Source organism: Leeia sp. (assembly GCF_041909055.1).
GTDB lineage: Bacteria > Pseudomonadota > Gammaproteobacteria > Burkholderiales > Leeiaceae > Leeia > Leeia aquatica.
Map to the genome: position 1 here is coordinate 52666 of NZ_JAYREC010000001.1, position 26349 is coordinate 79014.

At 60.3% G+C, this 26349-nt stretch carries 33 protein-coding genes; 14 read left to right on the top strand and 19 right to left on the bottom strand.

Annotation, left to right across the window (positions count from 1 at the left end; genetic code table 11):
• Positions 1-106: 106 nt before the first annotated feature.
• The 10 genes from ACE3O2_RS00420 to ACE3O2_RS00465 all read right to left on the bottom strand — a co-directional run bounded on the left by ACE3O2_RS00420 (position 107) and on the right by ACE3O2_RS00465 (position 7738).
• A complete protein-coding gene (locus ACE3O2_RS00420) occupies positions 107-991 on the bottom strand; it encodes a hypothetical protein (RefSeq protein WP_374334330.1) in 885 nt (294 codons plus the stop codon).
• A gap of 157 nt (positions 992-1148) precedes the next feature.
• Positions 1149-1661: a GNAT family N-acetyltransferase gene (locus tag ACE3O2_RS00425; RefSeq protein ID WP_374334331.1), complete on the bottom strand. Its 513-nt coding sequence runs from the start codon at positions 1659-1661 to the stop codon at positions 1149-1151.
• 158 nt (positions 1662-1819) lie between these two features.
• Positions 1820-2299: a DUF4124 domain-containing protein gene (locus ACE3O2_RS00430; RefSeq protein ID WP_374334332.1), complete on the bottom strand. Its 480-nt coding sequence runs from the start codon at positions 2297-2299 to the stop codon at positions 1820-1822.
• 110 nt (positions 2300-2409) lie between these two features.
• The gene (locus tag ACE3O2_RS00435) at positions 2410-2769 is read right to left on the bottom strand and encodes a hypothetical protein (RefSeq protein WP_374334333.1); all 360 of its coding nucleotides are present in this window, start codon (positions 2767-2769) and stop codon (positions 2410-2412) included.
• Between the two features lie 85 nt (positions 2770-2854).
• Positions 2855-3787 carry a hypothetical protein gene (locus tag ACE3O2_RS00440; RefSeq protein WP_374334334.1) on the bottom strand — a complete coding sequence of 311 codons (933 nt, stop codon included), beginning with the start codon at positions 3785-3787 and terminating at the stop codon, positions 2855-2857.
• A gap of 109 nt (positions 3788-3896) precedes the next feature.
• Positions 3897-5624, bottom strand: a complete 1728-nt coding sequence (locus ACE3O2_RS00445; protein ID WP_374334335.1) for a flotillin family protein — start codon at positions 5622-5624, stop codon at positions 3897-3899.
• Positions 5625-5652: 28 nt separating this feature from the next.
• The gene (locus tag ACE3O2_RS00450) at positions 5653-6270 is read right to left on the bottom strand and encodes a YqiJ family protein (RefSeq protein ID WP_374334336.1); all 618 of its coding nucleotides are present in this window, start codon (positions 6268-6270) and stop codon (positions 5653-5655) included.
• A gap of 9 nt (positions 6271-6279) precedes the next feature.
• The gene (locus ACE3O2_RS00455) at positions 6280-6948 is read right to left on the bottom strand and encodes a PspA/IM30 family protein (RefSeq protein WP_374334337.1); all 669 of its coding nucleotides are present in this window, start codon (positions 6946-6948) and stop codon (positions 6280-6282) included.
• A gap of 1 nt (position 6949) precedes the next feature.
• Entirely contained in the window at positions 6950-7471 is a 522-nt protein-coding gene (locus ACE3O2_RS00460) for a hypothetical protein (protein ID WP_374334338.1), read from the bottom strand.
• Positions 7472-7633: 162 nt separating this feature from the next.
• Positions 7634-7738 carry a DUF779 domain-containing protein gene (locus ACE3O2_RS00465; RefSeq protein ID WP_374334339.1) on the bottom strand — a complete coding sequence of 35 codons (105 nt, stop codon included), beginning with the start codon at positions 7736-7738 and terminating at the stop codon, positions 7634-7636.
• Between the two features lie 114 nt (positions 7739-7852).
• On the opposite strand from ACE3O2_RS00465, the gene ACE3O2_RS00470 reads away from it, so the two are divergent.
• Positions 7853-8566 (top strand): hypothetical protein, encoded by a 714-nt coding sequence (locus ACE3O2_RS00470; RefSeq protein WP_374334340.1) that lies wholly within the window; start codon positions 7853-7855, stop codon positions 8564-8566.
• Positions 8567-8607: 41 nt separating this feature from the next.
• Here the strand turns inward: ACE3O2_RS00470 and ACE3O2_RS00475 are convergent, their stop codons facing one another.
• Together ACE3O2_RS00475 and adh are read right to left on the bottom strand one after the other, a co-directional pair.
• Positions 8608-8973 carry a DUF779 domain-containing protein gene (locus tag ACE3O2_RS00475; protein ID WP_374334341.1) on the bottom strand — a complete coding sequence of 122 codons (366 nt, stop codon included), beginning with the start codon at positions 8971-8973 and terminating at the stop codon, positions 8608-8610.
• A gap of 143 nt (positions 8974-9116) precedes the next feature.
• The gene (gene adh / locus ACE3O2_RS00480; RefSeq protein WP_168875926.1) at positions 9117-10637 is read right to left on the bottom strand and encodes an aldehyde dehydrogenase; all 1521 of its coding nucleotides are present in this window, start codon (positions 10635-10637) and stop codon (positions 9117-9119) included.
• A gap of 322 nt (positions 10638-10959) precedes the next feature.
• Here adh and ACE3O2_RS00485 point away from each other — a divergent pair, with 322 nt between their 5' ends.
• Complete coding sequence (locus ACE3O2_RS00485) at positions 10960-12873, top strand: sigma-54-dependent Fis family transcriptional regulator (protein ID WP_374334342.1); 1914 nt, start codon at positions 10960-10962, stop codon at positions 12871-12873.
• Positions 12874-12948: 75 nt separating this feature from the next.
• Here the strand turns inward: ACE3O2_RS00485 and ACE3O2_RS00490 are convergent, their stop codons facing one another.
• The 4 genes from ACE3O2_RS00490 to ACE3O2_RS00505 all read right to left on the bottom strand — a co-directional run bounded on the left by ACE3O2_RS00490 (position 12949) and on the right by ACE3O2_RS00505 (position 16457).
• Entirely contained in the window at positions 12949-13275 is a 327-nt protein-coding gene (locus ACE3O2_RS00490) for a hypothetical protein (RefSeq protein ID WP_374334343.1), read from the bottom strand.
• Between the two features lie 329 nt (positions 13276-13604).
• On the bottom strand, positions 13605-14363 hold the full coding sequence (locus ACE3O2_RS00495) for an HNH endonuclease (protein ID WP_374334344.1): 759 nt from the start codon (positions 14361-14363) through the stop codon (positions 13605-13607).
• Positions 14364-14600: 237 nt separating this feature from the next.
• Positions 14601-15515, bottom strand: a complete 915-nt coding sequence (locus ACE3O2_RS00500; protein WP_374334345.1) for a hypothetical protein — start codon at positions 15513-15515, stop codon at positions 14601-14603.
• 33 nt (positions 15516-15548) lie between these two features.
• Positions 15549-16457, bottom strand: coding sequence for a hypothetical protein (locus tag ACE3O2_RS00505; protein ID WP_374334346.1), 909 nt, complete (start codon positions 16455-16457; stop codon positions 15549-15551).
• 267 nt (positions 16458-16724) lie between these two features.
• On the opposite strand from ACE3O2_RS00505, the gene ACE3O2_RS00510 reads away from it, so the two are divergent.
• The 7 genes from ACE3O2_RS00510 (at position 16725) to ACE3O2_RS00540 (ending at position 20680) form a co-directional block, all read left to right on the top strand.
• Positions 16725-17639, top strand: coding sequence for a diguanylate cyclase (locus tag ACE3O2_RS00510; RefSeq protein WP_374334347.1), 915 nt, complete (start codon positions 16725-16727; stop codon positions 17637-17639).
• Positions 17640-17713: 74 nt separating this feature from the next.
• A complete protein-coding gene (locus tag ACE3O2_RS00515; RefSeq protein WP_374334348.1) occupies positions 17714-18331 on the top strand; it encodes a DJ-1/PfpI family protein in 618 nt (205 codons plus the stop codon).
• The gene (locus tag ACE3O2_RS00520) at positions 18328-18891 is read left to right on the top strand and encodes a nucleotidyltransferase family protein (protein WP_374334349.1); all 564 of its coding nucleotides are present in this window, start codon (positions 18328-18330) and stop codon (positions 18889-18891) included. The genes ACE3O2_RS00515 and ACE3O2_RS00520 overlap by 4 nt, the downstream gene beginning before the upstream one ends.
• A 51-nt stretch (positions 18892-18942) precedes the next feature.
• Complete coding sequence (locus ACE3O2_RS00525; RefSeq protein ID WP_374334350.1) at positions 18943-19419, top strand: hypothetical protein; 477 nt, start codon at positions 18943-18945, stop codon at positions 19417-19419.
• A 21-nt stretch (positions 19420-19440) separates the two neighbouring features.
• A complete protein-coding gene (locus tag ACE3O2_RS00530) occupies positions 19441-19815 on the top strand; it encodes a hypothetical protein (protein ID WP_374334351.1) in 375 nt (124 codons plus the stop codon).
• Positions 19812-20204: a hypothetical protein gene (locus tag ACE3O2_RS00535; protein ID WP_374334352.1), complete on the top strand. Its 393-nt coding sequence runs from the start codon at positions 19812-19814 to the stop codon at positions 20202-20204. Before ACE3O2_RS00530 ends, ACE3O2_RS00535 begins: the two co-directional genes overlap by 4 nt.
• A gap of 47 nt (positions 20205-20251) precedes the next feature.
• Positions 20252-20680 carry a hypothetical protein gene (locus ACE3O2_RS00540; protein ID WP_374334353.1) on the top strand — a complete coding sequence of 143 codons (429 nt, stop codon included), beginning with the start codon at positions 20252-20254 and terminating at the stop codon, positions 20678-20680.
• Positions 20681-20897: 217 nt separating this feature from the next.
• Here ACE3O2_RS00540 and ACE3O2_RS00545 read toward each other — a convergent pair whose 3' ends face one another.
• The gene (locus tag ACE3O2_RS00545; RefSeq protein WP_374334354.1) at positions 20898-21644 is read right to left on the bottom strand and encodes a DUF4184 family protein; all 747 of its coding nucleotides are present in this window, start codon (positions 21642-21644) and stop codon (positions 20898-20900) included.
• 649 nt (positions 21645-22293) lie between these two features.
• Here ACE3O2_RS00545 and ACE3O2_RS00550 point away from each other — a divergent pair.
• From ACE3O2_RS00550 to ACE3O2_RS00565, 4 genes are all read left to right on the top strand, one after another.
• Positions 22294-22557 carry a DUF2798 domain-containing protein gene (locus ACE3O2_RS00550; protein ID WP_168875939.1) on the top strand — a complete coding sequence of 88 codons (264 nt, stop codon included), beginning with the start codon at positions 22294-22296 and terminating at the stop codon, positions 22555-22557.
• A gap of 126 nt (positions 22558-22683) precedes the next feature.
• A complete protein-coding gene (locus ACE3O2_RS00555) occupies positions 22684-23124 on the top strand; it encodes a hypothetical protein (protein WP_374334355.1) in 441 nt (146 codons plus the stop codon).
• A gap of 93 nt (positions 23125-23217) precedes the next feature.
• Positions 23218-23712 carry a hypothetical protein gene (locus ACE3O2_RS00560; RefSeq protein ID WP_374334356.1) on the top strand — a complete coding sequence of 165 codons (495 nt, stop codon included), beginning with the start codon at positions 23218-23220 and terminating at the stop codon, positions 23710-23712.
• 44 nt (positions 23713-23756) lie between these two features.
• Positions 23757-24155, top strand: a complete 399-nt coding sequence (locus ACE3O2_RS00565) for a hypothetical protein (RefSeq protein WP_374334357.1) — start codon at positions 23757-23759, stop codon at positions 24153-24155.
• 8 nt (positions 24156-24163) lie between these two features.
• On the opposite strand, the gene ACE3O2_RS00570 is transcribed toward ACE3O2_RS00565, so the two are convergent.
• Positions 24164-24547 (bottom strand): hypothetical protein, encoded by a 384-nt coding sequence (locus ACE3O2_RS00570; RefSeq protein ID WP_374334358.1) that lies wholly within the window; start codon positions 24545-24547, stop codon positions 24164-24166.
• A gap of 27 nt (positions 24548-24574) precedes the next feature.
• Positions 24575-25447, bottom strand: coding sequence for a hypothetical protein (locus tag ACE3O2_RS00575; RefSeq protein WP_374334359.1), 873 nt, complete (start codon positions 25445-25447; stop codon positions 24575-24577).
• 156 nt (positions 25448-25603) lie between these two features.
• On the opposite strand from ACE3O2_RS00575, the gene ACE3O2_RS00580 reads away from it, so the two are divergent.
• Positions 25604-26338, top strand: coding sequence for a hypothetical protein (locus ACE3O2_RS00580; RefSeq protein WP_374334360.1), 735 nt, complete (start codon positions 25604-25606; stop codon positions 26336-26338).
• Positions 26339-26349: the final 11 nt, after the last annotated feature.

The following is a 26349-nucleotide window of genomic DNA, read 5'->3' on the forward strand; positions in this document are numbered from 1 at the left end:
CTTAATCAAGCAAGTCGGGCAAACATGTTTTATCAGGCTCAGCGCTCAGCTTGCCCTGCCAGCAAAAGCCAGAGCTATGCTGTGACAAGCCTCATTCCCACCGCTTTTAATTGTAATACATATGTGAAGTGATTCTATATTTCCCCAAGTCCACCATACCTTGAGCATCAAGAATGTTCGTATAGCGAATAACAATCCCATCGCGTTCAAAACACCGATCCACCATAGCCTTCACCAATTCGGTATAGCGCTCAGCGATCAAACCCATTGCAATATCCATAGATTCTGCTGCATTGCCTTCAAATGCAGGAAATTGGTTTTGTGCTGCACGTCGAAACAGCCAGAGCACGTCTGGAGGAATATTTGATTCCAGAAATTTTTCATCAGGGGTACGCCCCATGTGGGCATCGGCATAAATGCTGATCAAGCGCCTATATTCATCGGCATTGATTGGCATCGCCGCCCCTGACGGTATGGATGACGTACCCATAGCTCCATGCAGAATAGCTTGGTCTACCAATACTTGCCTATAATTCCAACGGACAATTGCACGCACCCTTGGGTTTTTGCCCCCTTCAAACGCCATGTCAAGCCATGGGCTCTTGAGCCTGCAACCACGGGCTGGCCCCACCCCCAAGACAGGAAGATATTTTGGCTCCCCTTCAGAGACAACAAGCTCCCATTTTAAATACTGAATAAGGCTCGCCTTTTCCCCTTTCTCTCTGACATTACAGGCACCCGCTTTTTTCATATGGTCAGCGATATGCCCGGCTATTGAAGTAACAAACGCCCGATAATTTTTATCCCCTGACATAGTGATTCTGGATAACGTTGCCACAGGGTTTACATACTTCTGACTGATCAGCTGCACTGGAATATTCAAATTTGAGCATGCCATATTGGCACCTACACATGCATTAGCCCAAAGCAAGCCGACAATGGCTGAGCAAAAAATTACATATTTTTTTACTCCACAATGGTACTTCGCCATTATCCGCTCCAAATTCATAATACCAAACACCTACACCATTTGGGGGCCTCGCAAAGACACGGCCCTCATCGTTTTAATGCTTGTAGATTCTCGGAAGGTAGTGTGAGCAGGCAGCATAGTCGCTGGTGCGGGGTGGGGGCAAGGGTCGTCTGGCTGATCAGCCTGCCACAGCGGGGCTGACAAAGCGCTGGGCCGGGTCGCCGTCAATGATGAGGGTGTCAAACTGACCGCCAGTGTAGTCAGTGAGTACCCGCTTCCAGAAAGCGGTGGCCGCGGTGTTGGCAGGCAGTTGCAACATCTCCCAGCGGCCCGGCAGCCGGTCGAACAGCGCACAGGCCGCCCGCCGCCCCACCCCGCTGCGCCGGTAGTGGCGCAGGATGAAGAATTCGCTCAGCCGGTAGTCCACGTCCTGACGCATATGCGGGAAAGGCCGCGCGCCCACCAGCGCCAGCCCTACTGGCTGCGCATCCTGCCAGAACAGGAAAGGGTTCACCTGCGGATCATCCTCCGCCAGCCAGGTGGGCAGATAATCCGGCGACCACGCCCCATCCGCGCCCAACGGGTAGAAATCGGTAAACTCGGAGAGGTCATGCAGATACAGACCATACAGTGCCCGGAACAGGCCATGCTGCGCCGGAGTGACGGCTTGCAGGGTGATGGCAGGGGTCATGAGATGCATTTGAATTCAGTTGCGGACAGCGATTCCACTCGCGGCAGACCCGCGCCGGGCACCTTGAGCAAGATCCACCAGCCCGCTTTTGTCGCAACACCAACGACAATAAGGTCGTTACCCCGTCCCTTCATACTCGACACGGGTGGGTATCGTCGTCACTGAAAGCTAGTTGGCACAAGAGATATGCAATAAGCAGACCCAGCAACGGCCAGTTCACCTTCGCTTAACGAGGGGTTTTTAGCATACGCTACCATCATGCTGGCGTACGTTTTTTCCAAAAGCCCCCCCGCAAACTTGGAAAAGTCTGCTTTCTTATATTCGGCCTCAGCATCATGATAGAGCCGAGACTCATTGTGAGGTCTGAGTTTCAGCAGTCTGGCTTGGTTGCTTGCCGCAACACGGCATTCCGAACGCAGTTCTCCCTGAATTGCTTTGAACTGAGTATTGATCTCCGAAAGGGTCTTCTCCCGTTCCGTCTTCGGTGCTGGTTTTGGTGCCTCCATCACCTGCTGCTGCCCTCCATCGCAAGGCGTACTGCTGTAGGTGGTCTTGCCGTTGATCGCACATTTGTACATGGCCGCGTGGGCAGCAGGGGTCAGCAAGCACAGCAGCAGCCCCAAGGTACTGATCCGCATGAATCCCTCCAAAGTCAGAGCCGGCATGATACTGCACCGGGAGCGCAGTCGCTGACCCCACCTCCCGTTTCCCTGACCTTTGGTTCAGTTAAGTTGCAGCACAGCAACACTCAAGGCACCCGCCGTGTCACGCGCAGCCTGACGGTATAAGCGCTGAGCGGCAGCGGGTCCGTACTCGGGCGTTTGGGCAGTATTTCCTGCAGTTCCACCTGCCAGGCTGGATGCTGGTAGCGCTGCCCCCATGCCGCCAGCCCCTGCATGATCGGGCCATCCTGCGTAGGCCAGCTGAGCCCGATCAGGGTGGGCGGAGCGCTGGTCTGCTCGCGCAGGCCCAGCACCAGCAGCGCGTGCCCGGCGTGGTAGCACTCGCGGTCCTGCGGGCAGCGGTGCTCGTCCACCGACAGCAGCTCCAGCCACGGTCCGCCGTTTTGCAGGGCAACGGCCTTGCCGCCGCTGAGGGTGAGATGCATGGTGGGCTCCGCCTGTATGTGCAAGGCCAGCAGCAACAGGCTGCTGCAGGCCAGATGTCGTAATAGCCGCTTCAAGTGCGCCCCTTCAGTGAAAGCTGACCAGGAACTGCGGCATCGCCCGCTGCCCTGGCTGGTAGAGCGCGTAGCCGTAGCGGTTATAGCCCTCCCGCATCATCAGGAAACCCGGCTGGCCGTTGCCGTCCAGGTCAACCACACTCAGCACCGTCAGGCTCGGCCCGCCAAAGCCGTCACCCTCCAGCTGGTCTGGCAGCAATTGCACCTTGCCGTGACGCGGGCGGTAGAACCAGAGTTGCTCCGGGTAGGTCAGATCGCCATCGCAATGGCTGCGGCGTGAGCGTTTGAACTGGAGCTGTGCCAGCTGGTTTCCCCGCTGGTCCTGCCACTGGCTGATGACCTGCAGGTCATCCTGCCGCACAGGCCGGACTGGCAAGACACGCCCCATGCGCGTACACGCCTTCACGCGCGGAATGTGCTGGCGAAAGTAAGGGAACCATGCCGCCTTGGCGTGTTGGTCCGGCGGCTGTGCCTGCCAGCCCTGCGGTGACGACGCGGACTGCACGCCCCCCACGGTTGCCAGCAGGGGCAAGCGCTGCGCTGGCATATGGACGGAGACCTGCGCCTTGGGCGCATCCGCAGGCCACGGCGCCGGGCCAGCCAGTTGTTGCTGCCCCAAACGGCTATAGGTTGTGAATGCAGCCGGTGTCACCCCCTCCACCGTGCCGACAGACCATCCCCGAGACCAGACCGTCCAGTTCAAGCGGGCCGGAAAAGTCTGCGGTGCGCTACGCAGGCATGCCTCCGTCCGACAATCCGACGGCAGCGCCTGCCAACCTGCCTCAGTGCGCTGAAACAACACCCGCACCACCGACTGCGCCGGCTCACCGTCGTACGTACCTTCCTGCTCCTCCAGCACCCCCAGCCACGTCGGCCCGGTGGCCATCGCCCACAGTGGCAAGGCCAGCAGCCCGGCCAGTGCTCTCCTCACATATCGCCCCATACCCACCCTCCGCCATCATGCGTAGAGCATACTGCTTGCGGCAGTCTGGCGGTGTGAGGAAATGCTCACTGGTGGGTGGCGGTCGCCCGGTCTACGCCGGTGCCTACCGTCAGACGGTGCTTGCCCCCGGACCAGAGCTTGAGTCGTCGGCCTTGAGGACGACTGGGCTGATCATCTGTGCCACAGATTCGGAAATGCCCGTCAGGGACGGGTTGGCCAGCCCGGCGTCTTTCATGATGGCATCCACGATGGGTTTGGCTACCTGGTATTGCAGCGCCGAGTTCATGACTTGCTCGGGCAAGGAGCCTTGTCCCGCTGCCCGCCCGGGGCCGGCTTCGCCGCTACCGCTGCCGCCCACAGGCATGCCGTTGACCTGGAACAGACGAATCGAGTCGATCTTCTCCATGGGGCGTGAGGCCTCCTGAATGATGCTGGGCAGTGCCTGGATCAGTTGCAAACGAACGGCCAGATCAATCTGGGCGGCACCCAGGCGGTTCTTGGCATCGTTGATGGCGGCAATCCCTTCGGCTTCCGCCAGCGAGGCTTCGCGCCGGGCATCCGCCTCTACCTTCAGGGCCAGCGCCCGGTTTTCGGCGGCCTCGCGCTCGGCCTCGGCAGACACTTTAACGGAAATGGCCAGCTGCTCCGCTTCACGCGCTGCATCAATCAGTTGAATGGATTTGTCGCGCTCGGCAATCGCCACTTCGCGGGCCGTATTCACCGCCTCTTCCGTCTTGACCGCCTCAGCGCGCGCGGCATTGGCGGCAGCATATGCCTGCGACTGCTCTTCCGACTTTTTGGCAATGGCGATAGCGGCATCCTGATTGGCCAGCTCCACCGATTGCCGCTGCTCGGCCTGCTTCACCTTGGTTTCCCGCTCGGCCTCAATGGTCTTTTTCTGAATCGTCAGGTCCTTGTCGATCTCAACGCTGTTCACTGTGCGCTCTGCTTCAATACGGCGCTCTTTCACCAGACGCTCGGCATTGATGCGGACCTCTTCCGCCTCGCGGTGGCGTTCGGCTTCAATCTTGGCAATTTCAGCGGTTTGATCGGCTTTGGCCCGGGCCAGCTCTTGCTGCTGGGTCAGCGTGGCAAACTCTTGCTGCTTGGTAATATCCAGCTTCAGCCGCTCGGCTTCCAGATTCTTGGTGCGCACCTGAACTTCGGTATCCTGCTCAACATCGTTGCGTTGCTTGCGTCGCGCCTCGGTTTCCTGGGTGAGCCGGGTCAAGCCTTCGGCGTCGAAGGCGTTGTTGGGGTTGAAGAACTCCTTGGAGGTCTGATCCAGACTGGTCAAGGAGACCGACTCCAGCTCAAGGCCGTTCTTCTCCAGATCTTCAGCCACCGCATTCTGCACCGCCTGCACAAACTCACGGCGCTTGTCCTGCAACTCTTTCATGGTCATGGTCGCTGCGGTGGCGCGCAGGGCATCCACAAACTTGTCTTCCACCAGAATCTTGAGCTCGCTGGGTTCCATGGTTTTGCGTCCCAGCGTCTGCGCGGCGGTGCTCACCGATTCAGCCACCTGCTTGACACGTACAAAGAATGCAGCCGCCACGTCAACACGCATGCGGTCCAGCGCAATCAGGCTTTGTTCCTCTCGGCGCGAAACCTCCAGCTTGAGCGTATTCATGTTCACCGGAATGATCTCGTGGAAAATCGGCAGCACAATGGCGCCACCATCCATGATGACCTTCTGCCCCCCCAGGCCAGTCCGCACAAATGCGGTTTCTTTCGAAGCGCGGTGGTACAGCCGGGCGAAGATGATACCGATGAACAGCAGGCCGAACAGCGCAATCGCGGCAGGCACGCCAATGTAGATCAAGAAATCGACCATGTTTTAACCCTTGCTTGGATGAGGTTGCTTAAATCAGATCAGGATGGGGATTGCGTATCCCCCGGTAGTGGGCACCCACTTTTTTGACCAGCAGAACGGCATCGCCTTCTTCAAAGGTGTCATCCGGCAGGTCCGGCTCCACCAGCACATAGTGCGTATGCCCATGTACGTCGCGCAGCTTCATCTGCGCTGCGGCACCTTGCCGTGCCGTGCCTTGAACCACCACACCGGCCCGTCCCAGCAGGCTCAGCTCACTGACGGCGGAGCTTTCGTCGCCGGGTATCACCCGCGCCAGCAGACCACCGACACCACTGACCATGGCAACCCCGGCCAGCATGGCCGGCAGCGCGGCGAGCCATGCCGGCAGAAAACGCCCCAGCAAGGCATGGCTGAAGGCCTGAATGGCATAGCCGCTCATGGCAAAGCCTGCCAGAAAAATGCCCAGCAATACCAGCAAGGGTACCTTGCCCAGGTGTAGCCAGCCGAGGGGGGCTTCGATACTGTCCGGCAGATCCGGAATCAGGCCATCCATCCAGCCAGAAGGGCTGGCACCAAAGAGCAAACCAGAGCCCTCGATGATGAACAGCGCCAGCATCAGCAGCAGTGCGGCACCAAATGGCCAGGTTTCCAGTGCAAACCAGATCATGGGTAATCCTTATTGTGCCTTCAAGGCAGCCAAGCGCTCATTGACCTTGTTTTCGCGGACCAGATCATCCAGCTCCTTGAGCTTTACCGTTTGCTCCAGCGACGCACCACGCCCAGCGGCATCCAGCCCGGTTTGCCGTTGGTAGGTGCGGTCAAACGCCGATTGCGCCGCTTGCAGCCGACCTTCCAGCGGCTTGCCTGCGCGTCCTGCGGCATGACCCGGACCAGACGCCAGCTGGCGCGACTTCTCGAAGTCGCTGATCGCCAGCTGCATTTCGCGCTTCTTGCTCATCAGCGCATCGACAAAGCCGCTCAGCTCTTTTTCGTCGGACACCAGCTCCGCCAGGCTGGATTCCAGCACCGGCAACTGTGCCTCAATATCAATCTGCCGTGCAATCGCCGGTTTGGCCAAGTCTTCACGGTCGCTTTGCAGGGCGTGCTCGATGGCGGCCCCCAGTTGCTCGTGCTCCTTGTTCAGGTGCAAATGCTGTTGCTGCGCCAGATGCCGATTGGCCACCGTACGCCCAAGCTCCGTGCGTACTTCGTCAGCGATCTGCTCCACCTCACGTACCGACTGCTCCAGCATGGCAACCGGCGCCACATCTTCAATCTTGTCCAGCAGGGCATGCGCCCCGCCCGCTATCACCCTTGAAACCCGTTGCCGTAGTGTGTCGCTCATCTCAGTTCCCTTCCGTGGTATGAATGCCTTGCTGCTGAATGATGGTGGCCAATTCCAGAATGGGCGTGATTCTGCGGGTCACCACATCGGGATCGTATGCTCTGGCCTGCCGGGTGACAGCCTGCCGCAAGAGGTTTTCCAGCAACTGCATGCTGCGCTGGATCAGCTGATCCTCCAGGCGCTGTGCATCCTTCAGGTCCAGCACTTGCGCACTGGCCAGGGCAGCCATCAGCGACGGGACATGCTCCAGCAAGGTAGCCAGTACTTCGGAGTGTCCCTGTGCGGGCTCCAGACGCGCCAGTTGCCGACGCAGGGTTTCGGCAAGCGCCTTTTGCCGTTCCAGGGCGCTGCCGTAGTCGGCATCCCCCTCCTGCTGGTGCTTGAGCTGGGTCAGCCCGGCGCGAAGCTTGTCACTCATCGTCGTCGCGCCCTCAAAGGTCGAGGTCGACAACCATTGGTACAAGTCTTCCGGGATCCGGCCCGATACCGGCATCATGGTGGTGGTTTTGCCATATGTATTCATTTGAATACAATTGTAGCCAACCGCATACAAATGTCAACGATTATGTGCACATGCATCAGAGGGGGCAAAACAACCGCTGCCCACTACACATGTCGGCTGACCCCACTTCGCGGTGTGAGGACATGCTCACTGGTGTGGTTGCTCAGCCCCTCCAGCCTTACGTCAGGGGCCCACAAAGGCTTTGCCTTCCGGGCCTTCGAGGGAGAAGGTGCCGCCCCTGCCGTCGATCACGTCGATGATGAGCTGGGGTGCATCCAATGCTCTCATTGGGATATGCTGGCGAAGATAGGGCAACTGCGGATGTTGCCCAGGCGTTGATTAACGCTTCTTACCCACCAAGCAGCACTTTCACCGGTCTATGCACGCACCATGAGATTAATATTGGCACTGGCCCTTACCTTGATTTCAGGCACCACATTTGCAAATGATTACTTCAATTGCAAACCAAACCTGGATTTGCAAGAATTTGACCACGAATTCATGAATTATGGCTGGAGATCGCCAAAAGCCGTTCAAGCTTTGCTGTGTGGTGTATTGAAGCAGCGTGATTATGAAAACACCTCTTATGCAAAAGGTGTTTTATATTCATACGCAGACAGCCAGTTAAGAATGACATCCAAAGAGTGGGTGGAACACTATAAAATTTACGGCTCCGTCCTCCCCAAAAACATTTCCATTTCAGACAACATTGCATTTTCAAAATCAGCGATCATCAAACTCTCTCTTGACCCGGACGACGACAGTGCCAAATATAAATTGGCCATGTGCCTCTTGGGAGAGCATAAAGGCAATGACTATTTTTTCGGTTGCGAATGGAAAGGGTTTGACAAAGACAAAGAGAAAGGGCTGCGTATGCTGAATGACATTGCAGGCCTCCCCTCTTCTGGCAAGCTTAGTAGTGCATATTCCGGCGACGCCTTGCGATACCTGGCCCTGTTTCACTTTGAGCACGGGGCGATCAACAAAGCCTATTGCCTGTCTGCTCGACAACGGTCCATCTCACCAAACGATGACTGGGCATCTGAATTTCACGAAGACATTGTTCGCAGAATTAAGCGTAAGAAAGGCAGATTCAGCATTCCGTGCCCACGCTGAGGCGGTCATTGTTGGGTGATGGCAATCTCAGCACACGGCATTCACCCGCCAGCCACCACCTCCGCCCATTCCGCATCCGTGAAGACGCGGGAGCGGGTGTGGAAGGCTTTGCCTTCCGGGCCTTCGAGGGAGAAGGTGCCGCCCGTGCCGTCGATCACGTCGATGATGAGCTGGGTGTGTTTCCAGTATTCGTATTGGGAGCTGCTGATGTAGAAGGGGCAGCCGCCGATGTCGCCCAGGTGGGTGTCGCCGGGGCCGATGGTGAGCTCGCCGGGCAGGTAGCAGTTGGCGGCGCTGTTGTCGCAACAGCCGCCGGACTGGTGGAAGATCAGATCCGGGCCGTATTTGTGCTGCAGGTGGGCGATCAGCGCCAGCGCGGCGGGGGTGGCGATCACTTTGTCGACCATGGTTGGCTCCTGGGTGGAAGGCAATGGCGCAATGTGCTGCGGTGATTACGCTCTGCTGGGCTGTGCTGTTGGGTTGTTCTGGTGCGGGTGATACCGGCCCCTTGCGGGGCCGGTTTCCATCACGGCTTCTGCGAAACCATCGCTCAGAAGAAGCCCAGCTTCTGCTCGGCGTAACTTACCAGCAGGTTCTTGGTTTGCTGGTAATGGTCGAGCATGTCCTTGTGGGTTTCGCGGCCGATGCCGGATTCCTTGTAGCCGCCAAAGGCGGCATGTGCCGGGTAGGCGTGGTAGCAGTTGGTCCACACCCGGCCAGCCTTGATGGCGCGGCCCATGCGGTAGGCGATGTTGCCATTGCGGGTCCACACCCCGGCTCCCAGCCCGTACAGGGTGTCGTTGGCCATCTCCAGGGCGTCGGCTTCGTCCTTGAAAGTGGTCACCGCCAGCACCGGGCCGAAGATTTCTTCCTGAAAGATGCGCATCTTGTTATGGCCCTGGAACACGGTGGGCTGCACGTAGTAACCATCGGCCAGCGCGCCGCTCAGTTGCGCCCGGTTGCCGCCGATCAGCACTTTCGCGCCTTCCTGCACGCCCAGGTCGAGGTAGGAGGTGATCTTGGTGAGCTGCTCGCGGGAGGCTTGCGCGCCGATCATGGTGTCGCTGTCCAGCGGGTTGCCCTGCTTGATGGCGGCGATGCGGGCGAGGCAGCGTTCCATGAAGCGGTCGTAGATGGATTCGTGGATCAGGGCGCGTGAGGGGCAGGTGCAGACTTCACCCTGGTTGAAGGCAAACAGCACCAGCCCTTCGATGGCCTTGTCGAGGTAGTCGTCGTCTGCCGCCATCACGTCCGGAAAGAAGATGTTGGGCGACTTGCCACCCAGCTCCAGTGTGGCAGGGATCAGGCTGTTGGCAGCAGCCTGGGCAATCACCCGGCCGGTGCTGGTGGAGCCGGTGAAGGCAATCTTGGCGATGCGCTTGCTTTGCGCCAGCGGCATGCCGGCTTCGCGGCCAAAGCCGTTGACGATGTTGAGCACGCCCGGCGGCAGCAGGTCGGCAATCAGTTCGGTCAGCAGCAAGATGCTGACCGGGGTGGATTCGGCAGGCTTGAGTACCACCACATTACCGGCAGCCAGCGCCGGGGCCAGCTTCCAGGCGGCCATCAGGATGGGGAAATTCCACGGGATGATCTGCGCCACCACGCCGAGCGGCTCGTGGAAGTGGTAGGCCACGGTGTTGTCGTCGATCTGGCTGATGCTGCCTTCCTGCGCACGTACGCAACCAGCAAAGTAGCGGAAGTGATCCACCGCCAGCGGAATGTCGGCGTTCAGCGTTTCGCGGATCGGCTTGCCGTTGTCCACCGTCTCGGCGTAGGCCAGCCGCTCCAGATTGGCCTCGATGCGGTCGGCAATCTTCAACAGGATGTGCGCGCGTTCGCCCGCCGAGGTCTTGCCCCATGGCTCGGCAGCGGCGTGGGCGGCATCCAGCGCCAGCTCAATGTCCTCCGCGGTGGATCGTGCGGCCTGGGTATAGGGCGCGCCGCTGATCGGGGTGATCACGTCAAAATACTGGCCTTTGACCGGCGGAACCCATTCGCCACCAATGAAGTTTTCATAGCGGGCCTTGTATTGGACCAGGGCATCTGCCGTACCGGGTGCAGCGTAGATCATGGTGTCGCCTCCTTGTAGGTATGCAGTGTCATGTGTCATGACACCTGCACCCACCATGGCAAGATGCGTACCAGCCGAAGGCTGAATGGCAAGGCACTGATTTATCAGTGTTATTCATAAAATGCAGCACCACGGCACCCAAGCCTGACACGTCCCGAAGCGGGACACTGTCCCAAAATGGGACACCCGGCAGGCAATTTGACCGGTAGGGCTTGTTTATTCCTTTTGGCTTCAGTACCTTAGCTTGCATAACAGCGGCCACCGACCACGGTGAGACCGGACACAAGCGCCCGCGCGCAGCGCCCGGCGCAAAGGAGGAGACATGTTGCCTGCCCAAACGGGCCCGGACCTGCGCCGCGCCCGGCAACGCTATCTGGCGCACGGTGAAGCGCCCCCGGCAGATCTGGTCGGGGCCATGCTGTCACGCTCCTGGCAACGCTGCCTGGCGGCGGGGCTGGCCCCGGTGGGCCGCCTGCCCAGCCCGCTGCAGCTCGACGCCAGCCAGATAGCCCGCGCCAGCGACCGGCAAAGCGAGCTGGTGGCCCACGCCCGACCGGTGATGGAATACCTGTACGGGCAAACCCGCGACAGCGGCAGCATGGTGATCCTGGCCGACGACCGCGGCGTGCTGCTGCAAACGCTGGGCGACATGGATTTCCTCAGCCGCGCCGAGCGGGTGGCGCTGATGCAGGGCGCCTCCTGGCACGAGAACCAGCGCGGCACCAATGCCATCGGCACCGCCATTGCCGAATGCGCACCGATTGCCATCCACGGTGCCGAGCATTTTCTGGAGCGCAACGGCTTCCTCACCTGCGCCGCTGCCCCGGTGATGGCCCCGACGGGCCGCCTGCTCGGCGTGCTGGACATCTCCGGCGAACAGCGATGCCGCCACCCGCACACCTTTGGCCTGGTACGGGCTGCCGCGCAGATGATCGAAAACCGGCTGTTTGAAGCCCGCCACGGCGACGCCATCCGCCTGCGCTTCCACCCGCTGCCGGAAGGCATCAGCACCGTGGCCGAAGGCGTGCTTGCCCTCACCGAAGACGGCTGCTGCAGTGGCGCCAACCGTGCGGGCCTTGCCCTGCTCGGCCTGGTCCCGGCGGACCTGGGCCTGACTCCGGTTACGCAAGTGTTTCAGATTCGGGTAGCCGATCTGGTGGCTTGGGGCCGCCAGCACCCCGGCGAAGCCATGCCTGTGCTGCGCCACAACGGCCAGCGCGTCTTCCTGCGTGTTGAGCTGGCACGCGGCGCGCGGCGCATCGTCGCAGCCGAACCCGCCCGCAGCACCCCGCCGCAGGACGCCTTCACCCGGCTGGATAGCGGAGATGCCGCGCTGCAAACCGCCATCAGCAAGGCACGCCGTGTGCTCGGCAAGCCCATCGCCCTGCTGCTGCAAGGCGAATCCGGTGTTGGCAAGGAATTGTTTGCCAAGGCCTGCCATGAATCCGGCCCGCGCCAGGCCCGCCCCTTTGTGGCGGTGAACTGCGCCACCCTGCCGGAGAACCTGATCGAAGCCGAGCTGTTTGGCTACCTGCCCGGTGCCTTCAGCGGTGCACGCAAGGAAGGCTGCCCCGGCCGCATCCGCGCTGCCCACGGCGGCACCCTGTTTCTGGACGAAATCGGCGACATGCCGCTGGCGCAGCAAGCCCGGCTGCTGCGGGTGCTGCAGGAGCACGAGGTGGTGCCGGTGGGCGGCAGCACCCCGGTGCCGGTCGACTTTGTCCTGATCTGTGCTACCCACCGCAACCTGAAGCAGGACATGGAAGCCGGGCGTTTCCGTGCCGACCTCTACTACCGCATCAACGGCCTGACCCTGATGCTGCCTCCCTTACGCGAGCGCAGCGATTTTGCCGCCCTCACCGCCCGCGTGCTGCACGAGCTCTCCCCCGAGCAGCCCCGCTACCTCGACGACCGCGTCGCTGCCGCCTTCGCCCGCTACCACTGGCCCGGCAACCTGCGGCAACTGGTCAACGCCCTGCGCACCGCCTGCGCGCTGATGGGCGACGACGAGCACACCCTGAGCTGGGACCACCTGCCGGACGACCTGCTGGACGAACTCCACACCCAGCCCACCCCACTCCCCAGCCCCCACCCGCCGGAAAACCTGCACGCCCTCTCCAACGCCGCCATCCTCCGCACCATCGCCTGCTGCGAAGGCAATATGTCCGAAGCCGCCCGCCGCCTCGGCATCAGCCGCAATACGTTGTACCGGAGGATGAAGGAAGTGAGGGGGTGAGGCAAGGTACGGCGCAATGCCTTTTGGTTATTGCGCCCTACGCGGGCTGCCAGAACATGTTTGAACTTCTACAGATTATTCATCATCCTCAACAAAGTGAACCCATTTCTGATCGGATAAAGGCTGGCCATTTACGTAAAACTCTTTAGCGATTTCCTCTGCCTTATGCGAATCTCGGCACAACTGAAATGAAGGCCAATAATCGCCGGCGACATCTACCCTTGTTGAGTCTCCAGTTCCATTGTCGAAGGTGTACTCCTCAACATCAGAGACAAATAAACAAATATGCGCCAATCCATATTTTCCAAGAAAAACCATGCTTTGCCCGTCACCGGCATAAAGCGTTAGGCATTCGACTTGGCCGGAGAATATTCTTGCCAAGACATCGAAGACAAGCGCCAAATCTGGCTCTTTGCACCACTTTTTTAACGGCTCACCGACTAAGCGATACGAGCACCTAGTAACCGCGCTGTTTATTCCCATTATTTAGTCCTACCATACGAATTAAGTCCGTGTAGGGCGCAATAACCAAAGGGCATTGCGCCGTTTATGGTGAACCACATGCGCCAAGCCCGACAAGTTCAGCCCAACGGTGAGAGGGGTACCTCTCCAACACAAAACACCGGGGCAGCACCTCTGTCTGTGTATTGAATGCACCTCGATCCGTTTCAAAGGTGAGGCAGGGTACGGCGCAATGCCCTTTGGTTATTGCGTCCTACGCGAGCTGCTTCTCACAACCAATGAAGGTTATAATTAGCGTTACGTGCAAGCTCCTGCACGATAATGCGGATTACTAATCGCAAATTTTTAAGCTCATCAGCAAATTTCCTCCATACAGGGTCACCGCTGTCGCAAATCAATGTGGATAGATCTGTGTCCTTGCCGATAGACCGAAGAAATTCATTGATAATATTCTGCAGTTTAGTTAGAGTGCAAAATAGTTCTGTATCTGAGTTTACACGTGCTCTCGTTTGAGTAAGTCGCTCACGAATCAAGTTCAGAGAATCAAGAACTCTTGGTGGGAACTCCTGATCAAGCCCTTCGTAGAGAACTCGCCGCCCCTCAAGGAAAGATACAAATTCCTGGACTTCCTGGTGATATCGCCTTTCATTTTTGAGACTACCAATAGCAGCCTCTAGGTCTAGGCCAACTAGGCCCCTAATCACTTCCTTGTGGCGTTCCTTCCAATCGAAGAGTGTGTCGACAGAGTATTTCACGGGGTCATCGTCGATTTTCTTATGGCATATATTGCACAGCCATATCCCATTTTCAGCACTGGATAGATTAATGGCGGGGTTGTCAACAATAGCATCTGCTCTCGGTCCCTTCTTTCCAGCCGGAAGAATATGAGCACCTTCCGCAATGCTCCGAGCGTTTCCTTTAGTAGTAGGGTAGCCCGTGAAGCAAAGACAACTCGGATTCGCACAAATGTACATCGCACTCTGAGCTATTTCCCTTAAAACAGATGCAGAAAAACCGTTCTTGCGCATATCGACCCCTAAATGACTAATACGTTACGCAGACGTAGAAAATACTTGGATGAACTTTAAAGCTAGGTCGTACCCTTGCCAACCCGGACAACGTACTGAATGAGCCCCACACCCTCTCCAACGTAGTCATCCTCCACACCACCGCCTTCTGCGAAGGCAATATGTCCGAAGCCGCCCGCCGCCTCTGCATCAGCCCTTGTAGGCCGCAATAACCAAAGGACATTGCACCGTACGTGCTCAAAATGCACCAGAAGAGACGGCTGGCGGTGCTGGCGGCCCACACTCCGGGCCCGTAGTGGGGTTATCCTGAGCGCCGGGCCGGCGCAAGCCGCACATGGCCTGTAGCAGGGTGGCATAGGCTTCTTGCTGCCCCAGCGCGTGGCGCACAAAAAGCGTGATGGCGGTGCTCTCTCGTTTTGTCATGGCGTCCATCGGCTCACCCTTTTCCCCGTATTGCGATACGATCCAGTATGCGCCGAGGTCACCCTCGATCTTCAGTACGGCATGGTAGTATTGGGCATCGGCCCCTCCTGCTACCTCGGCGGGGCACATCAGAGACACCTCTCCTGCCTGCACCGGAACAGGATGATCCGCCTTCGCGTCACCACGGCAGCGGATGGAGCTACCGGGCGCCCTGATTCGCAGGGTTTTCAAATCCACCAGACTGAATCGACCGGGGAGCGCCTGTTTGATGGCAGACCAAGGGCTCGTGCATACCGCATGCGCCCATTTGCGCTTCATCTTGGTGCAGGTCATTTCGCTACGCTCTTCAGGGCCGCTCCAATCCAGCGTAATCGTCATCCGCTCCATCGGCAACGGCTGGTTCGGGTTCCCTGTTTGCTGCAGAAATTGCTGACGTTTCGCCTTCTCCGCCTTGCGGTCGCCTTCGTGATCCAGGGTAAATGCAATGTACCCATGTCCATAATCCTCAAGGGCAATCAAAGGCAGGGTCACCGGGCGCTGTGCGATGGCGAGGTGAATGTCCAATGCGCCGGAGCCATCGTCAGCCAGCTGGTCCGCTTGAGAGGAATTCAAATCAAGCATGATCAAATACAGCACCACCAGCACAACAGCCAGCCCCCACGGCCACCAGCGCTTCCGCTTGCGGGAAGCAGTGTGTCGCTTGGGCTTTTGTTCTACGGCATCCGTCATGGATTTTGTTTTCCTGTGAACCGGGGGGTAGCGTCAGGGCTGAGGGTCCTGCACGGCAGGCTGGCCCGGCATTTTTCCGTCGTGAATGATGAATGGCACTTCAGGATTTGGCAACGGCACGCGGTATTCATCCAGCGGCAGCAGGTCGGCCAGTTCCTGAATGTGGCCGTAGCGGATGTCTTGCCCTTCTGAGGCGAGGCAGCGGTCGATCAGGGCGAGGGTCAGCCGGGTGTAGCGTTCTGCCGAGCCTGGTAATACGGCATACACCCCGTCGGCGGAGGGGGGCAAATCGTTGCGGGTTGAATAGCGGTGGAGCCAGCGCAACTCCGGGGGCAGTTGGGGCTCGGTGGCTGCGGGGGTCACGCCGTGATAGTCCTGCCGTACCCAGCCCATGGCTTCAGCCAGCTTGCCATAGGCCTCTGCGCTGAACGGCATGGCGACACCGTCCACCACGCCATCCAGCCCGGCCAGTCGGGCTTGGTCGGCCAGCAATTGCCGCTCATTCCAGCGCACAATGCCCTGCACCCACGGCACTGGCCCGCGTTCGATGCTCAGGTCCAGCCAGGGGCTGTGGAGCTGGCAGCCCCGCGTGGGGGCATCCTTCAGCGTCGTAAACACCTGTGGCGGGCTGCCTGCGGGATACACCAGCGTCCAGCGGACAAAGCGCAGCAGTGAGCGCTGCTGGCTGGCGGCGCTGGCCGGGCAGTGCTGCGGGTCGGCCAGCCGTGCGGCCAGATGCTGGCTGATGGCGGTAACAAACTCACGGTAAGCTGGTGTGTGTTCGGCCCACCGGATGGTGGACAGGGTGGTGACCGGCGCGCGATTGGACGGGTCCACCAAACGGATCGGGATCAAGTCTGCCGGGCAGCTTGCCGCCACGCACTCGCTGCCGAGCAGGGCGGCGAGCAGAAGGGTTCCGGCGATGGTGGGGTTACGCATCATTAAGCTCACAGGCATCGCAATGATTGAGGGCTCAGCTGGATCAAGTGTCGGCGATTGTGCCAGTATAAGCCCGGCACGGGCACCGGCTTTGATGTTTTTAGCCCGGCTTGCCGTGCCGGGCCGCCTGACCGGGCGGGCTTGTGTTCCATGCCCGCACTGCTACGCTTCAGGCAAGCTACCGGACACCGACACCCTGATTTCGCCCGAAACCTTGCTTGGCATGTATACGGTGATGACCTCTCCTACGTTGACCACGGCTGTTACGCCATGAGCTGGCAATCCCGCCTGCCGCCGGAGCTGCTGTGGCAGGCTGCTGCGCAATCGCCCTTGCTGGTGGCCCTGTTTGATGAGCAGGATGTGCTGCAATACGCCAATCCATCATTCTGCCATGCCTATGGGGTGGCGGAGGGCGAGCAGCTCAGTTGGGCCAACCTGATGCGGCGCAACCATGCGCAACGTGAGGGCTCGCTGATCGAAACGGATGATATCGAGACCTGGTTGCATCAGGTCAGCGCCCGGCGCGGCAAGCTGCCGGTGCGCAGCTTCGAGGCCGATCTGTGCGATGGCCGCTGGATCTGGATGACCGAGACCCTGCTGCACAATGGCTGGATGCTGTGCCAGGCTTGTGATGTGACCCAGCTGCGCCATGATGAGCGCGCCTTGCGGCAAGCGCTGCAGCGTGCGGTGCGGGACAAGCAGACCGATACCCTCACCCAGATCAGCAGCCGCGCGCACATCCTTCGCCTGCTGCAGCGGGATCTGAAGCGATTATCCGTATCCGGCCGCCCGCTGTGTCTGGCGGTGCTGGATCTGGACCATTTCAAGCAGATCAACGATCAATACGGCCACCCGTTTGGCGACAGGGTGCTGGTGAACTTTGCGGCGCGGGTGCAGCGGCAGTTGCGCCGCAGTGATCGTTTTGGCCGGCTAGGCGGCGAGGAATTCCTGCTCATCCTGCCCGACCTGCAACCGCACGATGCCACCACCGTGCTGACCCGCCTCTGTGAGGACATCGCTCAGCCAGTGTCCCTGGGGGAACAGCCCGCATTCCGCTACACGGTGTCCATCGGGCTGACCCTGGCCCACCCGGATGAAACGGCCGACCGCCTCTACGCCCGCGCTGACCGTGCGCTCTACCTCGCCAAGCAGGGTGGACGCAACCGGGTGGTAGCCCTCGGTTGATCGCGTCCGGATCCGTCATCGCCGCCACCGGTCCGACCCCGTAGAATCAAGCCACCATCCCGTGGAGTATTCCCATGCACATTGCCATCCTCACCTTTGACGGTTTCAACGAGCTGGATTCGCTGATTGCCCTCGGCATCCTCAACCGCATCAAAAAGCCGGACTGGCGTGTATCGCTGGCCTGCCCTACCCCCACCGTACGCTCCATGAATGGGGTGACCCTGCACGCCCAGGCCACGCTCGCAGAAGCCGCCACAGCGGATGTGGTGCTGGTCGGCAGCGGCATGCAAACCCGCGAAGTGGTGGCGGATACCGCGCTGATGGCGCAATTGCAGCTGGACCCGGCACGGCAGCTGCTGGGCGCGCAGTGCTCCGGCACGCTGGTGCTGGCCAAGCTGGGCCTGCTGCACGGCATACCCGCCTGTACCGACCTGACCACCAAGCCGTGGGTGGAAGCCGCCGGGGTGGACGTGCTGAACCAGCCACTGTTTGTCTCCGGCAACATCGCCACCGCAGGCGGCTGCCTGGCCTCGCAATACCTCGCCTGCTGGGTGATTGCCCGACTGGAAGGGCTGGAAGCAGCCTGCAGCGCCATGCACTATGTGGCACCGGTCGGCGAAAAGGAAGACTACGTGGCCCGCATGCGGCGCCATATCGAGCCCACTCTGCACAGTATGCCCGCGCTGGCATGAACCACGCCGACACCCTGCGTTCGCTGGTCCACCAGACACCGTGGCTGATGGACTGGCTGCGGCAGGCCCGCGCGCTGGCGTTGCCGGACTGGTACATCGGCGCCGGAGCCATCCGCAACCGGGTATGGGACCATCTGCATGGCTACCCTGCCCAGCCCTCCTGCGACGACATTGATCTGGTCTACTATCAGCCGGAGGCCACGCTGGCGGACGAAGCCGCGCTGCAAACCCGGCTCAATGCTGGCCACACCGGCCCACACTGGGAAGCGGTGAATCAGGCGCTCGTCCACCAGTGGTACCCGGCCCGCTTCGGCCAGCCCTGCCCGCCCCTCACCTCCGCGCAGGACGGCATCGCCGGCTGGCCGGAAACCGCCACCGCCATCGGCGTACGACTGGAAGCCGACGACCGCCTCACCCTCGCCGCCCCCTGCGGCCTCGACGACCTCTTCCACCTCACCCTGCGCTGGAACCCCCACCGCGTCCCGCGCGCCACCTTCCTGCAACGGCTGGAGGGCAAACGGTTTCAACAACGCTGGCCAAAGTTACAGGTAGCGGAGTAGCGTGAATAAATCCGCTACACTGTGACCCACTCTTGAACTCTGGCTTGCCCCATGCGCCTCACCCACCACTCAAACTTCCTGCGCGCCATCCAGTCGCTGCTTCTTTTGCTCCTGCTGGCCTGCTGCAGCGCTCAGGCATCCATCACCACCAGCGGCAATTGTGATGCGGTCAACCCTGCGGCGCTCAAAGTGCTTGCACCGACAGAGTGGCAGGAAGTTCCAATCAGCAAAGTCTACATTGCCAAGCAACTGCTGGCAGGTAACCCGTTCGAGCGTGTGGATGAAATCAATGCCTCCATTCTCCTGAATCAGGAAGTCTCAACCCGCAAGAAAGAAACGTACCTGATCCAGGCCCGCTACACCAATGCCGGTATTGGACGCTTCACCGTGCGTAGCGACGGCAAGTCAGTGCTGATTCAGTTCGACGCCATCGGCCCCATCACGCATGCTGACCGGGACACCTACATGCTGCTGACCTTGCCGAGAGCGCCGCAGTGCGTAATGATTTCCATGCAGGGCTCAGAGTAGCCCATCACCACGGGATTCCCGATGACTTGGTACATTGCCAGCCTCGTCTCCCTGATCGAGCAAACCGAAGGCGGGCAGCAGGTGTTCCCGATGTTTGAGGAGTACTACCTGTTTGAAGCCCATACAGATGCCGAGCTGCAGGCGCATATCGCGGCTGAGGCGGACAGCATTCAGGCCGCCGGAGCCAGTGGCCTGCGCTACTGCGGCAAGGAGGCGACCCAGCGCTACCTTGGCGTACGGCAGATTAACGCCCTGCCCGCTCAACCGGTTGATGGTGCCTGGCTGACCCGCAGCCGGATGATTGCGGCCTCTCGAGAAGAGGCCGAACGCTACGCCCAAGGTGAAGGGGTTTGGCTACGCTGCGTACCTGATCTGCCCTTGCAGGCTCAGCCATGACCTGGGTTGTCGCCAGCTTTGTGTCGATTATCGAGTGGGGGGATGCCGCGCAGGACAGCTTCCCCATCATCGAGGATAACCATCTGTTTGAAGTGCATTCCCAGACCGAACTGGACGACAAACTCGCCGCCCGTGTCAACGCAATCAATACACAAGGCGCCAGCGGCGTGTACTACGATGGCAAGCCCGCCACCCAGCGCTGCCTGGGGGTTCGCAAGGTCAAAACCATCTGCAATGCGCCGCCGCTGGACATGGATATTGACCCACCCGCACACGGCACCGAGCTGAGCTACACCTATCTGGAAGCCTCCAGCAAGGCCGATGCCGAACACTACGCCGACGGCGAAGCCGTGAGCCTGTATCGGGTGGATGATGCAACGGCGTATTGATGAAGTATTGCCTCCCCTGTAAACACCGCCAGCGTTGACGAGAGCACATGATGACACCAAGACTGGAACTCTATCTGGATGACAGCAGTGCGCTGTGCATGGCCAAGGTGGAAAAAGCCGATGGCGCCAGCCGGGTGTTCATGCAGCTGCCGCTTGCTGAGCTCGGCTTGCATGACCGTGAACAGGCGGCTCGTCAGTTGGGAGCGGCGATTCTGGGGCTCTTCGCCATTTGGCATCCTGCCCGGCTTGCCGAGCATTACACCGCCCAGAAAGAAGCGATTGGTGAAGCCAACGCGCTAGACCACTTCAACAGTGCCATGCAACTCATTCAACAAGCGCTCGCCCAGAAAACCACTGCCTTTAGCCCGGCCATTGAATTTCTGCTGACGCAGGCGGCACCGCACAACGAGGACGCACGGACCTTTCTGCGGGAAACCTGGCCGATACTGCGTGCGCATCTGGAATCACAGCCATGAACGCTGCGGGTCAAGCCGACTGACACGCATGGTGCAAAATATCCTGCTCATTTTGCTCTGGATCGCCATCAGCCTGCTCGGCGGCTGGGCGGGGGGGATCATTTTTGTTCGCTCGGCTTCTGGCCTGGCGTAGCCGTGACCGCCGTGAGTCTGTTCGTCAATGGCTGGCTGGCGGAGTGGGAGGATCGGCAGCAAGACCGGGATGAGTGAGACGTTCTCAGCGGCGCTCGCGCAGCCATAGCCCAACCGCCAGTGCGGCATAGGCCAGCGCGAACAGGCTGGTGGCGTGAATGGTGGTGCGGACCAGCAGGGATTCGCTGCTGATGCCGGGCCGCAGGCTGAGCAGGGCGCCACCGGCAAAGGCCAGCAGCACCAGCAACAGCAGCCCGCCCCAGCCATGCAGCGGGCGGGGGTCGGTCGCCGTTGCGCGCTCCGGCATCACCCTGCGCAGCCAGCGGCGATAAGCCACCGTCAGCACGCCGACGCCGAACAGCGTACTGCCATGCTGCAGCACGCTGTACGCGGCCACCGTTCGCCCGCCCAGCACCAGCAGCGGTTCCCGCAGTACCGGCCAGGTCTGCACGAATAAGCCGTGGTAGTGGGTGGCGGCGTCCCACACGATATGCGTGGCCGCCCCCAGCAGCAGCGCCAGCAACATGCGCAGCAGGTCCACCCCGGGCCAGAAGCAGGGGCGCGGTGCGTGCCGCCACGCGCTGCGATGTGGCTCGGGTAGCGGCGCGCTCCACAACGGCAACAGCAGCACCAGCAACCACGCCAGCGGCAGCACCACCGGCAGGCAATGCGTGAGCAGCCCGCTGACCGTATGCGCCTGGGTCGCCCAGTCAAAACGCCCGATGTAGTAGCCCAGATCTGGCGCAATACTGCCCAGCGCCAGACCGGTCAGGGGCAGCTTGAGCCGTTGCAAGGGCAAGACCGCGGCGGGGTGGGCAAAGGTCCAAGGCATGGGGATTGAGAACGGAACTGCGGCAGTGTCCGAAAGCTTGCGAACCAAAATGAAAGTACGGGACAATCCAAGGATGACAGAGCCCCTTTGCAGAGGGGCACCGTCATAATCGTTGACACTGGCAAGCAGGCAACAATGATTGTGCTTTGGCTAGATGGGAAAATTTAGCAAAGTACTAAGCAGCATAATCTACGTTTCCTGCCAAAAAGCGTCAAGTAATTTATATACACATTTCGTTCAAAATCGAGCGAATTTTGTGTATCTTTTTTGGAGATTCGTAGTGGTAAAAGTACACATAAAGATTCGACTTCAGTGGGTAAAGCGCCCTTTTTTCAAGGTGTTAACCACCATCATCCTCGCCTCCAGCCTCAGCACGGATGTTCCGCCCTCTCAGCCAACATCCCCAGCGGCAAGTATGTCCACATGATTTAACAGAGCATCTTAAGCAAACATCATTTGCAGAATTCTGCATGTGATGTTTGCTGCGCCTTGACAGCCCGCCCTCCGCGCTGCCAGACTATTCCTGCCTTTCCTTTCGGGATTCGCCGTAAGCGTTTACGTCAATCAACGCACCCATGCTGCCGGTCTGTCCGGTGCAGCGGCCGTCTGGCCGGGTGCTTGATGTGGCTGGCTTGAGGAGAATCTTGCAATGCAATCCGTTGATGCTGTTACCCCCCGTTCGCGCAAGCTGCCGGCCCGTTATGCAGGCATCGTGATGCCGTTTCTGCTGTCCCTGCTGATGACCTGCGTGGTGTCGCTGATCAGTACCCTGCGCAATGTGGGCTGGGTGGATCATTTTGCCAGCCGCTGGCTGAGTGCCTGGGGCATTTCGTGGCTGATTGCCTTCCCTGTCCTGCTGCTGGTGCTGCCGGTGGTGCGCAAGCTGACAGCCATGCTGGTGGAAAAGGCTTAAGCCGTTGTGATGTTGTCCGCGCCCGGCTTGTGTTAGTCTGTGCCCGCTGCCGGGCTGGGCGCGGGAACCTTTGGCGGGCCTGCGGGGACCAAGCGTGGTTGGCTTTTCCATCAAGGACAAATGACGATGCGTAAACTTTTGCCGGTCGCCCTGTTGTTGTGCGGCCTGTCTGCCCAGGCGGCGGAGTGGGCCCGTGTGGGTAACGATAACCGGATCGACCTGAGCGCGGTGAAGCTCAAGAGCGGCTCGGTGACCTATCAGGTGCGCTGGGACAACCCGAGCGACGCGAACGACTATATGTTCACGGAGATCGTGGCCAACTGCAAATCGGGTGACACCTACTTCTCCCGCATTTATGAGCATCACCCCGGCAAGAAAGCGGCTTTCCGCAAGCCGACCGGTGAAAGTGCCAAGCATGGCAACCCGCCCAAGGATTCGCCGATTGGTTTCCTGAACAACCTGTTCTGCAGCGGGCAGGCCAGCGTGAAGACCATTGAAGAGGTGCTGTATCAGGCACCGGCTGAAAGCACGGCGCTCAGCCCAGAAAAACCGGCCAGCGCGCCGTAAGCCAGCTTTGCCATGGTGGCCGGTCAGCCATACCGGCCCCACCTGGCGTGCTGCTCAAGGCAGCAGCCTTCCATGACACACCTGCGGATGCCCATGCCCAGACTGTTGCCGCTCGCCCTGCTGCTGTGCGCTATCTCTGTTCATGCTGAGTCGTGGGCGCGGGTAGGTGAGCATAGCCGGGTCGATCTGGCGGCGCTGAAGTACCACAATGCTTCAGTGATCTATCCCATCCGCTGGGATAACCCGGATGATGCAAACGACTACCTGTTCATCGAGGTAGAAACCGACTGCAAATCCACCCTCACCCGCTTCCCGCACCTGTATCTGCATCGCCCGGATGCTCCACCGGCTTTCCACAAGCCGCAGGATGCGCTGGTTCAGCCGATACGGCTGGGTTGGGGCAGAGGAGTACCGCTCCCTCCTGTCACGCGGCCGGTGAAGTTGGGCTGGGATTCGGAGCTTGGTTTTCTGAGCCGCAAGCTGTGCGCAGGTGGGGCCAGTGCTGCCAGCATCGAAAACGCGCTGTTTCCGCCTCCGCTGGTAGACATCATGCCCTATGAACCGCCAAAAGCCGCTAGCGTGCCTTAAGTCGTGCTACCCTGCTCTGCTGTTCCCCCCATCATGGACCCCGCATGCGTACTGCCCTGCCCCTTGCCCTGCTGCTGAGCGCACTACCGCTGCATGCCGAGAACTGGGCCTGGCTGAATGGCACCATGCGTATGGATCTGGATGCGGTGCGTACGCAGCAGAACCTGATCAGCTATCAGGTCCGGCTGGATCATCAGTTCGACCCGGAAGACTTCACCCTGTATGAAACGACGGTGGATTGCAGCACCGGCGATACCTGGCTGACGGCACGGGAGGAGCATCACCCCGGCCATCCGCCAGTCATCAGCAAGCTGGCCCCCGAACAAATACGGCGGACCCCCGCCAGCAGCAAATCCATGGCGGGCGTGCTGAATACCCTGCTGTGTAACGGCAAGCCCGATGTGGCTACCATCGAGCGGGAAATGGAAAAGCTGGCCCCCTGAGCGACACCTCAGTCACTACTGCTGTTGCTACTGTCGCTACTGTCACTGCTATCGCAGCTGTCATGATCGTCGTCACTGCTGCCCCCGGGATCGCTGCTGTCGTTCACGCAAGCCGCCTCGGATGAGCTGTCATCCGATGAGCGCCACGTGTCACTGCTGCTGTAGCGGGTATAGCCGCTACTGGGTTCATCATCATCGTCACTCATAGAACCGCCGGCCCACCCTGCTCCACCCAGCATGGCCTGCGCCAACAGCAGCCCCAGCAGCGGTAGCGCCCAGATCATCAGGATCGGCCCCATTCGCCGCCCGCCAAGTTCAGCCGATTGCAACACTCGCCACGTCATCAGCAGGTTGGCCATCAGCAAAGTGATGAACAGGATTTTCAGGGTCATGGCAGCGCTACCTTTCCGGTCAATCCATCAAACGGCTGATCCCGCACCACCGTCTTGCCCGCCTGGCTGGACCCGCAAGCGGCATGTCCGGGACTGGGCATAGGCCAGTACCGCAATCATTCGCTCCAACAGCGCCCGCTCGCCTGACGAATGCTCCTGTGCCAGCCAGGGCAGCAAGGCGGCCAACGCCTGCGCTGCGGCGGCGGGTGACACGTCGTTCTCATCCTTAAGGGCACACAGCGATGCAGCAGCCGGTTCGTCCAGCCGGTGCAGCAATCGCATCGCTGCGGGCCACTCCTCATGGCGAAGGCTGCCGATCAACTGCGGCACGCCATCAAGCACGGCCTCATCCACCGCCCGCCAGCACACTGCAAGCGCCGCGTCGGTACTGTCCCCATCCGCACATTGTGCGTTCACCCAGGCACGGAAGGTCGGGAAAGCCGCCTCGGCCTCCGCCACAATCCGGGAAACAGGCCGCTTGCGGCTGGGGGCATGTTGTTTGGCAAACCGCTTGAAAGCTTTGACCCGCTTGCGGGTATCGTCCGGGTAGCTGACAGCCTCGGCAGCAGCGTGGCCCTGCGCCAGCAGCCACAGATAATCGTCGAAATCTCGCGCCGCCACGCCTCGCTCACCCTCGGAGCCCAGGAACACCACCGGCTGCATCAGCAATGGCAGATCGGGCAACACCTGCCAGAAGGCCGTCATCCCGCCTGCGCCATCTTCTGCAAACACCTTCAGACTGCTGCCATCAGCCTCCGGATTGCCGGTCCAGGCCCGGAACCAGCGCTTGGTCTCTTTCTTGGGCAGAAAGGCCGACAGCGGCTCAAAATAAAGGCCATCGTCCTCACCGGTGTCATAGTCCAGCGCGTGCAGCTCAGCCAGCAAAGGGGGAAATTTCATGGTCCATCCACTTCAATACCAGGGGCAATTCGCCTACAGCATAGCAGTGTCGTGCCGCTCGGAGTGCCCCATCACCGAACAGCAAGGTAACAGGAACCAAGATCATATCTTCCGGTCTGTGAGGGGAAACCTGCTGACCTGCTCTGGAGCCCACCCATGCGCCGCATAGCCCTTACCCTGACCTGCGCCCTCAGCCTGCTGGCCACCACTTCGCACGCAGCCGCCCTACGCGCCTGGGGACCGGAGCAGGTGGTGGGTGCTCCCAATACGCAGGGTCAGGGTGATTTCGTCACCGCCTGGGCTTCGCTCAGCGAGGATGGGCAGATGGAATGGTTGCTGCTGGACTATGCCCGCAGCGTGGTCCCCAGCCAGCTTCGGGTGTTTGAAACCTTCAACCCCGGCGCGGTGGTCAAAGTCACCGCACTGGATGCGCAAGGCAAGGAAACCCCGCTATGGGAAGGTCAGGACCCGCTCCTGGGGAACACGGGGCACGTGGCGGAGCTGCCCTTGAACGGCAAGCGTCCCACCCGCCAGATCAAGCTCTATCTGGATTCCGTCAAGGTGGCGGGCTGGAATGAGATCGACGCGGTGGAGCTGATTGGCCGTGATGGCAGCCGCCAGTGGGTGCAGCAAGCCAGCGCCAGCACCAGCTATGCCGAAGCGGACAATACCGGCGACGCATCGACCAGCTACACCCCGGCAGCGGATACCCTCACCGCTTACCTCGGCAAGACGCTACGTATCGAGCTGGACAACCGGCAAGTAGTACGCGGCATCCTGCAAGCCAGCAGCCCGACCTTCCTGACGGTAGAGGACAAGCCAAACAAACGCCGCCTGCTGATCCCCACCGCCCGTATCCTGCTGATCGAAGTACCCTATTCGTCACGCTGAAGCGTGCAGGC